This window comes from Litorivivens sp., from assembly GCF_041624475.1.
GTDB lineage: Bacteria > Pseudomonadota > Gammaproteobacteria > Pseudomonadales > Spongiibacteraceae > Litorivivens.
Genome location: NZ_JBFJUX010000001.1, coordinates 355,439 through 367,935 on the forward strand (window position 1 = coordinate 355,439; position 12,497 = coordinate 367,935).

A 12,497-nucleotide genomic window follows, 5' to 3' on the forward strand; every position below is an offset into this window, starting at 1 on the left:
GGTAAGTAGATACCGCGATAGTGGTATTGCTGCTATCGCGTAGACTGAAATCCTCAAAACTCCGAGGGTTCGCTGAAATTGATGGTCACTATCGCACGAGCATTGCTGCTGCTTGCTCTGGCTTCTGCGAGTCTGGCGAATGAGCGAGTCGTGCTGCAGCTTAAATGGGAGCCCCAATTCCAGTTTGCGGGCTATTACGCTGCGCTGTGGCAGGGCTATTACGCGGCCGCAGGACTGGAGGTAGAGATTGTCCCGGTGGTGGATGAGGCCGGTCGCTTTCGCAACGTCAAGCAGGAACTACTGGAAGGTCGCGCTGATTTTGCCATTGGTGGCAGCGATATTCTCGTGGGTCGCGATCAGGGTCATCCGCTGGTTGTTCTGGCACCTATTTTTCAGCGCAGCCCCGGCGCCCTGGTTACACTAGCGGATCTCCAGCTGCGCTCGTTGCGCGATCTCTCCGGACTGCGCATCGCAGTCAATCCCAACGATTTTATCGCCAGGGAACTGCAGGCGCTGATCGCGGCCCGGGTAAACCGGGCAGAGCCCCCCGTATTGGTTTCAGAACCGCTGACACTGAAAACCTTGCAGTCGGGCAAGGCCGATGTACTGCTGACCTACGGAATCTCTGCAGAGTATGAGGCGAAGGAGGCCGGTCTTGAGGTCCATAGCTTGGCTATCTCTGACATTGAGCCGGCGTTTTTTGGCGACACCCTGTATACCCACCAACGAGTGATCAACCGCTCGCCCGACCGGGTTCGCCGCTTTCTTGAGGCGAGTCTTCAGGGCTGGCACTACGCGATGACCCATAAGGAGGAAATGATTGAGCGCATTGCTGCTTTGCCGCGCCAATTCAATCCCTTTGAGTCGCTGGAGGGATACAACCGCTTTTTCGCCGATAACACCAACAGCCTGCTTTACTACCCCCATATCCCCCTGGGTTTTAATGAGCCGCAGCGCTGGCGGCAAATGCACCGGCTGCTGAGCGATGCGGGCCTGCTGCAAGCTGAATACCCCGGCAGCGAACTGCACTTCCGGATAGATCGGCCGGACACTGCGCCAAAGACCCCCTGGCTTGCGCTGGTTCTGCTTGGCGGCGGCCTTGTGCTGGCGGTATTGCTGATTCGTTTGCCAGGCCGTTATTCCCTTCCGCTCGCTGCGGCAGGCATCGTTATTGCCCTGGCTTACGCGCTGGAGGTGCAGTTAAAGGAGCGTCATCAAGACCTGCAACATAAAGATGTCTGGTCTCAGCTGGCCAGTATCCGGGTGCAGCTTGAGGGCAGGATCAACGGCCAGTTCGCCCTGCTTCGGGGTGTGGTCGGTTTGATTGCCTCAGAGCCCGACCTTGATCAGAAACGCTTTTCCGAATTTGTGGGTGGCCTGATTGATCAGGACCCGCTGCTGGTGAACGTTGCCGCAGCGCCGAATCTGGTGGTGCGTCATGTTTATCCACTGGCGGGGAATGAAAAAGCCGTCGGCCTGGACTATAGAACGAATGCCGAGCAACTGCCGATGGTTGAGCTGGCCCGGGATCTGCGACGCATGATCGTCGCTGGGCCACTAGAGCTGGTGCAGGGTGGACGGGCGATTATCGGAAGAGCGCCGGTTTACCTTTCGAAGCCTGGAGCAGACAGCTTCTGGGGCATTGTCTCGGCGCCGGTGGATTTTGACCGCTTGATCGATGATGTCGGCTTGAATGCCCCCAACCTGGGTTTGGAGATAGCCATACGTCACGGCCGCCTGGCCTGGGCTGTGAATAGCGAGCCGCTGATTTACGGTGATATTGATGTATTCGACCGTGAGCCAGTCAGTATGCAAGTCTCGCTGGGTGCGGTGGAGTGGGAAATTGCCGCACTGCCCAAGGGCGGGTGGCGTGACTTGCCGACCTCGCTGGCCTGGTACTGGCCGACGGCACTGGGTCTTGCTTTGACGCTGGGGCTGGCACTCTATCTCGCTCTGCGTCAGTTCAGCGCGCGACTACAGATAAGCAATGAGTTCAAGCGCAATGAAGGCTTACTGCGCAGGGTGAGTCAAAGCGCCGATGTCGGTGGCTGGGAAATCGATTTGCGCAGCGGTTGCGAATACGTGACCGACGAAGTGTACCTCTTGCACGGTACAACGCCCGACGCAGGCAAAGGCGCCTCTCCAACACGCTGGTTCAACTTTTACGATGATGCAAGCCGCAACCTGATCCGTGCCCGAATTCGCGAGGCGATCGATACCGGCGAAATTCAGGACTTTGAGGTCATGGTTGAGCGCGATGACGGCTCACCGGTATGGCTCCGCCATATTGTTGAACCCGCGCGCAGCGATGGTCGCATTACCCATTTGCATGGTGTGGTGCAGGATATCTCCCCGATCCGTCAGGCGGACAAAACCATTCAATACCATGCAACTACAGATCCGGTCACGGGTCTGCCCAATCGCCTCCAGTTCAGCCAGCGCCTTGCGGCGGCGCTGGCATCGCCGCGCGGTTATGCCTACAGGATTGCGGTGCTGTTTATTGACCTCGATCACTTTAAAGATATCAACGATTCGCTGGGGCACGGAGTGGGCGACCAGTTACTGAAGTCGCTGGGTCAGCGCTTCAGCGCCATGCTGCGCGACGAGGATGTCGTTGCTCGTTTAGGCGGTGATGAGTTTACCGTCATGTTACCCGGCATCACTGATGCAGACTCCTGTACCCGTGTCGCTCAGGAAATTATCGCCCTGGCTCAGGAACCGATCATCATTGATGAGCACGAGGTTCATATTACCGCCAGCGTTGGCATCAGCCTGTTTCCGCAGGACGCCAGCGATGTTGAAACGCTATTGCGACACGCAGACCAGGCGATGTACGCGGCGAAAGCGGCCGGGCGCAACACAGCACGTTATTTCACGGCCTCCATGCAGGAAGATGTAGATCGACGTCACAAGTTGCATATGCAGCTTGCCACTGCGCTGAAGGAGCGCGAGCTATCCGTTTTTTACCAGCCCATTGTCGATGTTCGCAGTGGTGAGATTGTGAAGTGCGAAGCGCTTGCGCGCTGGGGTGATATTTCGCCGCAGGAATTTATATCGCTGGCCGAGGATACCGGCCTGATTGGCGAGCTGGGTGAGTTCGTTATGCTGCGGGCCTGTGAAGACGTTGCCGCCATTAATGCGGAAACCGGCCGGACCATCAGCATGGCCTTCAACAAATCCACCCGGGAGTTTGTTGAAGAATCACGAACCCACAGCTCGGTGCTCGAGCAGCTCAGAGAGCAGGAACTGTTCCCGAATATCACGGTTGAAATAACCGAAAATCTTTTGATGCAGGAAAGCAGTGAGACAATTGATCATCTGATGGAATTGCGCAAAGCCGGTCTTAAAATTGCGATAGATGATTTCGGCACAGGCTATTCATCGCTCAGTTACCTGCAGAAATTCCCGGTCGATATTGTCAAGATCGATAAGTCCTTTATCTGTGACATTGAAGGCAACGGCGATGCCCGCTCGCTGGTTAGGGCCATTATCTCAATGGCGCAGAGTCTGCGACTTAATGTGGTGGCCGAAGGCGTGGAAACTGCCGGTCAGCTCGCGATACTGCGCCAACTTAACTGTGACTATGTGCAGGGTTATTACTACTCACCGCCGTTGCCCAGGGACAAATTCATTCAGTATCTCCGTAATTACAATCGCTTTTCTGCCTGAGGTTTTCTGGCCGATTGGGCGACCTCCTGACCATCAGTCAAACTAATAAGTACGAATAAATCTAATCAATTTAAGTAATAGTTCAAAAAGCCGTATGCTGTCCTCTCTATTCGTAGCGAGAGCTTTTCATGGCAGAAATTCTGATGGTGCGGCACGGTCAGGCGGCCTTTGGCACCGATAACTACGATCGGCTCACCGAGCTGGGCTGGGAGCAATCGCGTATTCTCGGCGAGCATTTTGCGGCGACCGAGCCGCAGTTCGATGCGGTGTATACCGGCACCCTGCGCCGTCACCGGGAAACTCTTGGAGGGATTCAGCAGGCCCTGCCGGCGCTGCCGTCGGCGGTGGAGCTTGCCGGGCTTAACGAGTTTGATTTTCACGCGCTGGTGGTGGCTTATCGCAGTCAGTGTCTTGGTGGAGAGGGTGAGCTGGATATTACCGACGCGCGAACCTTCTACGGCTGTCTGCGCGAGGCATTGCTGGCCTGGAATCGCAATGAATTGGATGGGCTGACCGAAGACTGGGGCGGTTTTGAAACGCGGGTGCGTGGTACGCTGGCAGAGATTGCCGCAACTCGCGGGCGGGTATTGGTGGTCAGTTCCGGTGGCCCGATCAGCGCCGTGGTGCGCGAGGTGCTGTCGCTGGGCGTGGAGCAGATGGTCAATCTCAATCTGCAGGCCATCAATACCGGTATCACCCGCTATTTCGGCAATCGCAAACACTGGCGGCTTAATATGTTTAACGCGGTGCCGCATCTGGAGCCCAGTGAGCTCCGTCATTTGATTACTTATACCTGAGGGGCTTTTGATTTTTTCATCGTTGCTATGCTGTGCAATGGCGTGGATGGTGAATCAATCAGCGCTTCTCCTATCTGATCGGGAACACGACCATGGATTTCACACCTTCAGCAAAGTCCCAGCAACTCCTGCAAACACTCGAACGGTTTTTTGACGAACACATTTACCCTAACGAGGCGGAGTACGCCCGCCAACTACACGACGCTGAGAATCGTTTTGCGGCCCTGCCGCTGATGGATGAGTTGAAAACTAAAGCGAGAGCAGCCGGCCTGTGGAATCTGTTTGTGCCGCCGTCGCACGCGGAGTATTGCGACCACGGTGGTCTCAGCTTCAGTGACTACGCGCCGCTGGCGGAAGTGATGGGCCGGGTGCAGTGGAGCCCTGAAGTGTTCAACTGCAACGCGCCCGATACCGGCAATATGGAAGTGCTGATGAATTTCGGCACAGAAGCCCAGAAAGACAGATGGCTGACACCGCTGCTCAATGGCGAGATTCGGTCGTCCTACGCGATGACTGAGCCGCAGGTGGCCTCCAGTGATGCAACCAACATTGAGCTGCGCATTGGGCGCGACGGTAACGAGTGGGTGCTGAACGGTCACAAGTGGTTTATCACCGGCGCCATGTACGAGCGCACAAAAATCTTTATTGTGATGGGTAAGTCCGATCCGGATAACCCCAACCGCCATCAGCAGCAAACTCAGGTACTGGTGCCCAAGGGCACAGCCGGCCTTGAGATTATCCGGCCGCTGACCACGCTGGGCTATGACGATGCACCGATTGGTCACGCAGAGCTGGTGTTCAACAATGTGCGGGTGCCGGAGGAAAATGTCCTGCTCGGTGAGGGGCGCGGTTTCGAAATCGCGCAAAGCCGTTTGGGTCCCGGTCGAATGCATCACTGCATGCGTCTGATCGGCGCCGCCCAGCGCGCGCTGGAGCTGGCCTGTCAGCGTGCGGTTTCCCGCACGACCTTTGGCCGGCCGTTGAGCAAGCATCAATCGGTGCGCGAAGATATTTCGAAAAGTTTTTCGGAAGTAGAGATGGCCCGCTTGCTGGTGCTGAAAACCTGCGACAAGATAGATCGGGAAGGGGTTGCCGATTCCATCGATATGATTGCTGCTACCAAAACCACCGTGCCGCTGTTGGTACAGAATCTGATCGATCGCTGCATGCAGCTGCACGGCGCCGGTGGCCTGACCGAGGATTATTTTATGGCCGAAGCGTTTAACTATGCGCGCTGGTGTCGACAGGCCGACGGCCCGGATCAGGTGCACCAGATGGCGCTGGGCAAGAAAATTATTGAACGTTACAGCGCATAGGACATCGTCATGACCAAGCTGGAACTCGATACCGCAAAACTTGAACACTACCTGACGGAGCATCTTCCCGAGTTTGAAGGCCCTTTAACGGCTGAAAAATTTTCCGGTGGTCAGTCCAACCCGACTTATCTGCTCACCAGTGCCAGTGGTCGCTATGTGCTGCGCCGCAAGCCGCCGGGTGAACTGCTGAAATCTGCCCACGCGGTCGACCGGGAGTTCAGGGTCATGAGCGCGCTGGCGTCTACGGCCGTTCCCGTGCCACACATGCGCGTGCTGTGCGAGGACGACAGTATTATCGGCTCCATGTTTTACGTGATGGATTTTGTCGAAGGGCGCATTTTCTGGAATGCGGCATTGCCGGAGCAGACTAACATTGAGCGCAGCGCCATTTACGATGCCATGAACCGGGTACTTGTAGATCTGCACACTGTGGATGTTGATTCGGTTGGGCTGTCTGACTACGGCAAACCCGGCAATTATTTTGAGCGCCAGATTTCGCGCTGGACCAAGCAGTACCGTGCCAGTGAAACCGAAACCATTCCCGCCATGGAAACACTGATGCAGTGGCTTGAGCAGAACAAGCCGGACGACGACGGTCTGGTGTGTATCAACCACGGTGACTTCCGTCTGGACAACATGATGTTTCACCCCTCAGAAAATCGGGTGGTGGCGCTGCTCGATTGGGAGCTCTCTACCCTCGGTCACCCCTATGCCGACCTTGCCTATCAATGTATGCAATGGCGCATTCCCACCGACGCCGCGATTCCGGGCTTGGGCGGCCTGGATCGTGAGGCACTGGGCCTACCGAGCGAGGCGGCTTATGTGCAGCGTTACTGTGAGCGTCGCGGTGTTAGCGGAATCGATAACTGGACCTTTTATATCGCCTTTGCCTTTTTCCGCTTGAGTGCCATTTTGCAGGGTATTCAAAAACGGGCGCTGGACGGCAACGCCTCCAGTGACAAGGCTCAGGCTTACGGGGCGCTGGCGCGACCGTTGGCCGAACTGGGTGTAGAGACCATCGAAAATGGCTAGGGCATCTCAATACCGGAGCGTTTTCGCGCGCCACCACGGCCCTTGTAGTAGGCTTTGGCTGTCTGACTGAGCAGAGGGCGTAAAGTGCAGCGCGGTTTTACCCTGATGGAAATGCTGGTGGTGCTGGCGATCATTGCCATACTGGCCACAATGATGGTGCCCAGTCAGGGGCATCGCAATATCCAGACGCAAGTGGTAGAAAGCGTTGAGCTGGTCGGTGGCTACAAGGCCGCCATTGAAGCCTACTTTCGCGCCGCGGGATCTTTTCCCGCAGACAATGAGCAGGCGGGCATGCCGGCGCCGGAACTGCTGATGGGCAATTACCTGCTGCGGGTAGAGGTGGTCGATGGTGCCATGCACCTGACGATGGGGAACAAATTTCCAAAGTCACTGCAGGGCAGCGTTGTCAGTTTGCGCCCCCTGCTTGTCGAGGGCTCGCCGTCGAGCCCGATCTCCTGGGTGTGCGGCTACGACGAAGTGCCGGAGGGCATGAAGGCGACGGCCGATAATCGCACCAATCTGGAAATCAAATACCTGCCGCTGCGTTGTCGCTGAAAGCAAAAGTTCAGCGCCCTATACGTGCGCAGGCTTAGTCGGTGTTCAGTGTAAAAGCGTCGGCATCCAGCATGGCGGGAAACTTCTCGCGAAACGCCATCAGCGCGTCTTTATCCAATGTCGCTCTCAGCGACTCCGGTTCATGGGGGCGGCCGCTGGCCAGGGGCTGACCCTTGAAATCGATAATGGCACTGTCGCCACTGTAGGGGATGCCGTTGCCGTCTTCGCCCACCCGGTTTACACCAATCACAAAACTCAGGTTTTCGATGGCGCGCGCGGTCAGCAGTGACGACCAGGCGTGTCGCCTGGGCTCCGGCCAGTTGGCCACATAGATCAATACATCGTAGTCGTCGCGGTTGCGGCTGAATACCGGAAAGCGCAGGTCGTAGCACACCTGCAGACAAAAGCGCAGGCCGCGAAACTCGACAATCTTTCTGCTTTTACCGGGGTGATAGTGGTTGTGCTCGCCGGCCATGCGAAACAGGTGGCGCTTGTCGTAATAAGTGTAGTCCTCGGGTGTTACCCAGTACATGCGGTTTACATACCGCGCACCGTCGTTGACGGCGACAGAGCCGGTAATGGCGCAGTCGTGCTTTTCCGCCAGTGCCTGCATCCATGGCAAGGTCGGCCCGTCGGCGGGTTCGGTAATGGCCTCGGCCTGCATGGAGAAACCCGAGGTAAACATTTCGGGCAGAACGATGAGATCGGCATCGCCGTTGTCGGCGATCAGGCCGCTGAAATAGTCGCGGTTCTTTTGGGCGTCCTGCCAGTACAGAACCGATTGCAGGGCGGCTACTTTCATAGGGCTTTCAACCTGTTGGCGGCGTCTATCAGGGTTTGTTCGCGCTTGGCAAAGCAGAAGCGCACGATGCGGCTCTCCGGCGGGGTTTCGTAAAACACCGACAGCGGGATTGCGGCTACGCCGTGTTCGCGGGTCAGGCGCTGGCAGTAATCCAGGTCGTTTTCATCGCTGAGTTCACTGTAGTCGGCCAGCACAAAATAAGTGCCCGCGCTGGACAGAAGCTTGAAGCGAGAGCCCTGCATGGCCTCTACAAAACAATCGCGTTTTTGCTGGTAAAAATCAGCCAGCTCGTGAACCGTGGCACGCTGCTCGACCAGCATATCAGCCACCGCATACTGGGCCGGCGTAAAGCTGGTAAAGGTGACGAACTGATGCACCTTGCGGAACTCTTCGCTGAGCGCAGCGGGGGCAACGCAGTAGCCCAGTTTCCAGCCGGTGACATGGAAGGTTTTGCCGAAGGATGACACCACAAAACTGCGCGCCGCCAGCGCCGGGTAACGGTGCGCGCTGTTGCGATCGCGCTCGAACACAATGTGCTCGTAGACTTCGTCGCTGATCACCAGCAGGTTGTGTTTTTCGGCAATGCGCTCCAGTTCGCGCCAGTCCTTGTCGGTAAACGCGGTGGCCGTCGGGTTGTGGGGGCTGTTGACCATGATCAGCCGGGTAGTGGGCTTGATGCTGTCTTCAATCTGTTGCCAGTCGGGCTGGTAATGCGGGGGCAGCAGTGCCAGTCGGGTGCAGTTACCCCCGGCCAGGGTAATGGCCGGCTCGTAGCTGTCGTAGGCCGGGTCCAGCAGGATCACATTGTCGCCGGGCCGGATTACGGCCTGCACGGCGACAAACAGCGCTTCGGTGGCGCCGGAGGTGAGAGTGACCTCCGAGTCGGGGTTGATCTGGCGGCCGTAGCATTCCCGTACAAGATCGCCGATGGCCTCGCGCAGCTCCGGAATGCCGTTCATGGGCGCATACTGATTGCGACCGCTGATGGCGTGATGATTCAGCCGTTCCAGCAGATACTTGCTGGCGGCAAAATCGGGGAAGCCCTGAGACAGGTTGATGGCGCCGTGCTCATTGGCCAGCGCCGACATGACGGAGAAAATGGTGGTGCCCACGTGGGGCAGTTTGCTGTTGATGGTCATAGCCTGTCGCTGATTCAGAGTCTGGGTGCATTTTGCGTGAGGCGGGATACATCGTCCAGTTCTGCTATAGTGGCTGAACGCCCCTTGACGGTGTCACAACAACCCCGCGAGCGCGGGAAAATAACAGCTAAAAACAAGGAGACGTGCATGCTTGCGCCCATGATGGAAAGTCCGTTACTGATTTCCGGTCTGCTGGAGTTTGGCGTAGTCAGCCATCCCGACGCGGAAATTGTCAGCCGCAAGGTTGAAGATGGCAGTATTCACCGAACCACCCAGAAAGAGGCGGCCAAGCGCACCCGCCAGCTCGCCAATGCCTTGCTGAACTGGGGGGTAAAACCCGGCGACCGAATCGCAACGCTGGCCTGGAATACCTGGCGTCACTACGAGGTGTATTACGCCACGGCGGGCATCGGCAGCATTTGCCACACCATTAACCCCCGACTGTTCCCGGAGCAGCTCGAGTATATTTTCAATCACGCCGAAGACCGCATGCTGTTTATCGACGTGAACCTGATGCCCATTATCGAGCCCTTGATCGATAAATTGCCTCATCTGCAGGCGGTTGTGGTGATGTGTGACAAGGCGCATATGCCGGACAGCAAGATCGACAAGCTGATCTGCTACGAAGACTTTATTGCGGCCCACAGCGAAGACTTTGCCTGGCCCCAGTTTGACGAGAGTACGCCCTGCTCGCTGTGTTACACCTCGGGTACCACCGGTAACCCGAAGGGTGTTCTGTACACCCACCGCTCCACGGTGTTGCACGCGATGGCCAGCCTGCACGCGCAGGTACTCGATATCAGCTCCGACAGCGTCATACTGCCGGTGGTGCCGATGTTCCACGTCAACGCCTGGGGCTTGCCTTACGCGGTGACCATCACCGGTGCCAAGCTCGTCTTTCCCGGCGCTGCAATGGACGGCGCCAGCCTGTGGGAGCTGATCGAAGCCGAATCGCCCACGCTGCTGGCGGGTGTGCCCACCATCTGGCTGGGGCTGCTGAACCACCTCGACAGCATCAACAAAACGCTGGATAGCGTCGAGCGGGTTATCGTTGGCGGCTCGGCCGCACCGCTGTCCATGATCAAGGCCTTTGATGAAAAACATGACGCCTTCCTGCTGCACGCCTGGGGCATGACAGAGATGTCGCCCATCGGCACGGTGAATGCGCCCACCAAAAAACTGCTGAGCCTGCCCAAAGAAGAGCGCTATAAAAAGCAGCTTAAACAGGGCAAGCCCGTCTACGGCGTTGAGATGAAAATTATCGACGACGAGGGCAATGAGCTGCCGCGCGATGGCAAGGCCTATGGTCGCCTGATGGTGCGTGGCCCCTGGATCGTTAACAGCTATTACAAAAGTGGCAAGCTGGCGACCGAAGACGGCTGGTTTGATACCGGCGACGTGGCCACCCTCGACGCCGACAACATGATGCAGATCGTTGACCGCAGCAAGGACGTGATCAAATCCGGCGGCGAATGGATCAGCTCCATTGATCTGGAAAACGTTGCCGTGGGTCATCCGGCTGTTGCGGAGGCCTGCGTTATCGGCATCCCCCATGAAAAGTGGCAGGAGCGGCCGCTGCTGCTGGTGGTGCTGAAAGACGGCGCCAGCGCAACCAAGGACGAGATTATCGACTTTCTCAAACCCCAGCTTGCCAGTTTCTGGGTGCCGGACGATGTGGTATTCCGCGGTGAACTGCCGCATACCGCTACCGGCAAATTGCTGAAAGTGCCGCTGCGTGAAGAATACGCAGAGCACTATACGAAGTCCTAGCACGGCAATGAGCGAGCGCAGCAACATCACCTTGATCGGCATGCCGGGGGCCGGGAAAAGCACCCTCGGCGTGTTGCTGGCCAAGGCGCTCGCCAAAGGCTTTGTCGACACGGATGTACTGATCCAGCAGCAGGAACACTGCACTCTGCAGGCCTATCAGGAGAGACACGGCCTCGACCGCTTCCAGGCACTGGAGGCCGAGGTTCTCATCAAGCTGGATGTAAGCAACTGCGTGATCGCCACCGGCGGCAGCGCGGTTTATTCGGAACAGGCCATGCGTGCTTTGGCCGCACACTCGCGGATCGTTTTTATTGATGTGCCGCTCGACGTACTGAATGCGCGCATCAACAATATGGAGAGTCGCGGCATTGTGCAAAAGCCCGGGCAGGATTTTGCCACGCTCTACCGCGAACGCTGGCCTCTGTATGAACAGGCGGCCGAGATTCGGATTGAAGCGGATCACCACGTCATGGATGCTGTACTTGCCCTGATACTCGACCGGCTTCAACGCGAACCAATTTGAGCTATCCTGACAAGGACGCCAACCGGATACCACCATGTCTGAAACGCCCTATGTACTCACCTTCAAATGCCCCGACCAGCTCGGCATACTCGCCCGCGTATCAAGCCTGATGTATCAACGCGGCGCCTTTATTACGGAGGTGGCGCAGTATTCAGACCCCTACACCAGCGCGTTTTTCTCCCGCATGGTGTTTGACGACCGCAGCCTGACCTGCGACATGCAGGACTTTGTCGACGAACTTAAAGCGCTGGCCCAAACCCTGGATATGGATTACCGGCTGCGCCCGATATCGCAAAAGCCGCGCATACTGCTGGCGGTGTCGAAAGACGATCACTGCCTGAACGTGCTGCTGACCAAGTGGCGTTCGGGCGCACTACCGGCCGACATTGTTGGCGTGTTTTCCAACCATCAAGACTGCAGAGGTCTGGTGGAGTGGTACGGCATACCGTTCCATCATCTGCCGGTAACGCCGGACACAAAGCCGGAGCAGGAGGCAAAAATTGTCGAGCTGATGGAAAAAGAAAACGTCGAGCTGCTGGTGCTGGCCCGCTACATGCAAATACTGTCAGACGACTTATGCGCCAAACTCGAAGGACGTGCGATTAATATCCATCACTCCTTTCTGCCCAGCTTCAAAGGCGCACGCCCCTACCACCAGGCCCACAGCCGCGGCGTAAAAGTGGTGGGCGCCACTGCACACTATGTAACGGCCAAACTGGATGAAGGTCCCATCATCGTTCAGGAAGTCAAACCGGTTAACCACACCTTTACCATCGAGCAGCTTGTCCATCTTGGGCACGACATCGAAGCGACCGCGCTGTCCCATGCAGTTCGTTTGCACTGTGAAGAGCGGGTTGTTTTGAATGGTGATAAGACTGTTATTCTCCAGTAGAT

Annotated in this window: 10 protein-coding genes; 8 read left to right on the forward strand and 2 right to left on the reverse strand. The window is 57.1% G+C overall.

Annotation, left to right across the window (positions count from 1 at the left end; all coding sequences use genetic code 11):
* The first annotated feature begins 81 nt into the window (after positions 1–81).
* From ABY734_RS01595 to ABY734_RS01615, 5 genes are all read left to right on the forward strand, one after another.
* Entirely contained in the window at positions 82–3,669 is a 3,588-nt protein-coding gene (locus ABY734_RS01595; protein WP_372777204.1) for an EAL domain-containing protein, read from the forward strand.
* Positions 3,670–3,797: 128 nt separating this feature from the next.
* Complete coding sequence (locus ABY734_RS01600; protein ID WP_372777205.1) at positions 3,798–4,466, forward strand: histidine phosphatase family protein; 669 nt, start codon at positions 3,798–3,800, stop codon at positions 4,464–4,466.
* A 92-nt stretch (positions 4,467–4,558) separates the two neighbouring features.
* Complete coding sequence (locus tag ABY734_RS01605; protein ID WP_372777206.1) at positions 4,559–5,782, forward strand: acyl-CoA dehydrogenase family protein; 1,224 nt, start codon at positions 4,559–4,561, stop codon at positions 5,780–5,782.
* A 9-nt stretch (positions 5,783–5,791) separates the two neighbouring features.
* Positions 5,792–6,814, forward strand: a complete 1,023-nt coding sequence (locus tag ABY734_RS01610) for a phosphotransferase family protein (RefSeq protein WP_372777207.1) — start codon at positions 5,792–5,794, stop codon at positions 6,812–6,814.
* Between the two features lie 84 nt (positions 6,815–6,898).
* Positions 6,899–7,369 carry a pilin gene (locus ABY734_RS01615; protein ID WP_372777208.1) on the forward strand — a complete coding sequence of 157 codons (471 nt, stop codon included), beginning with the start codon at positions 6,899–6,901 and terminating at the stop codon, positions 7,367–7,369.
* A 34-nt stretch (positions 7,370–7,403) separates the two neighbouring features.
* Here ABY734_RS01615 and ABY734_RS01620 read toward each other — a convergent pair whose 3' ends face one another.
* Together ABY734_RS01620 and ABY734_RS01625 are read right to left on the reverse strand one after the other, a co-directional pair.
* Positions 7,404–8,171 carry an amidohydrolase gene (locus tag ABY734_RS01620; protein ID WP_372777209.1) on the reverse strand — a complete coding sequence of 256 codons (768 nt, stop codon included), beginning with the start codon at positions 8,169–8,171 and terminating at the stop codon, positions 7,404–7,406.
* Positions 8,168–9,310 carry a methionine aminotransferase gene (locus tag ABY734_RS01625; protein WP_372777210.1) on the reverse strand — a complete coding sequence of 381 codons (1,143 nt, stop codon included), beginning with the start codon at positions 9,308–9,310 and terminating at the stop codon, positions 8,168–8,170. The genes ABY734_RS01620 and ABY734_RS01625 overlap by 4 nt, the downstream gene beginning before the upstream one ends.
* Positions 9,311–9,457: 147 nt before the next feature.
* On the opposite strand from ABY734_RS01625, the gene ABY734_RS01630 reads away from it, so the two are divergent.
* From ABY734_RS01630 to purU, 3 genes are read left to right on the forward strand one after another with little or no spacing between them, the layout of a single operon-like run.
* Positions 9,458–11,080, forward strand: coding sequence for a long-chain-fatty-acid--CoA ligase (locus tag ABY734_RS01630; protein WP_372777211.1), 1,623 nt, complete (start codon positions 9,458–9,460; stop codon positions 11,078–11,080).
* Positions 11,081–11,087: 7 nt separating this feature from the next.
* Positions 11,088–11,603: a shikimate kinase gene (locus tag ABY734_RS01635; protein WP_372777212.1), complete on the forward strand. Its 516-nt coding sequence runs from the start codon at positions 11,088–11,090 to the stop codon at positions 11,601–11,603.
* 34 nt (positions 11,604–11,637) lie between these two features.
* Positions 11,638–12,495 carry a formyltetrahydrofolate deformylase gene (gene purU, locus ABY734_RS01640; protein ID WP_372777213.1) on the forward strand — a complete coding sequence of 286 codons (858 nt, stop codon included), beginning with the start codon at positions 11,638–11,640 and terminating at the stop codon, positions 12,493–12,495.
* The last annotated feature ends 2 nt before the right edge of the window (positions 12,496–12,497 follow it).

What these genes read in the sequence shown, in the direction of transcription:
- ABY734_RS01625 (WP_372777210.1), bottom strand. Translation starts at nt 9,310, where the DNA reads ATGACCATCAACAGCAAACTGCCCCACGTGGGCACCACCATTTTCTCC.
- ABY734_RS01635 (WP_372777212.1), top strand. Translation starts at nt 11,088, where the DNA reads ATGAGCGAGCGCAGCAACATCACCTTGATCGGCATGCCGGGGGCCGGG.
- ABY734_RS01605 (WP_372777206.1), top strand. Translation starts at nt 4,559, where the DNA reads ATGGATTTCACACCTTCAGCAAAGTCCCAGCAACTCCTGCAAACACTC.
- ABY734_RS01620 (WP_372777209.1), bottom strand. Translation starts at nt 8,171, where the DNA reads ATGAAAGTAGCCGCCCTGCAATCGGTTCTGTACTGGCAGGACGCCCAA.
- ABY734_RS01630 (WP_372777211.1), top strand. Translation starts at nt 9,458, where the DNA reads ATGCTTGCGCCCATGATGGAAAGTCCGTTACTGATTTCCGGTCTGCTG.
- ABY734_RS01600 (WP_372777205.1), top strand. Translation starts at nt 3,798, where the DNA reads ATGGCAGAAATTCTGATGGTGCGGCACGGTCAGGCGGCCTTTGGCACC.
- ABY734_RS01595 (WP_372777204.1), top strand. Translation starts at nt 82, where the DNA reads ATGGTCACTATCGCACGAGCATTGCTGCTGCTTGCTCTGGCTTCTGCG.
- purU (WP_372777213.1), top strand. Translation starts at nt 11,638, where the DNA reads ATGTCTGAAACGCCCTATGTACTCACCTTCAAATGCCCCGACCAGCTC.
- ABY734_RS01610 (WP_372777207.1), top strand. Translation starts at nt 5,792, where the DNA reads ATGACCAAGCTGGAACTCGATACCGCAAAACTTGAACACTACCTGACG.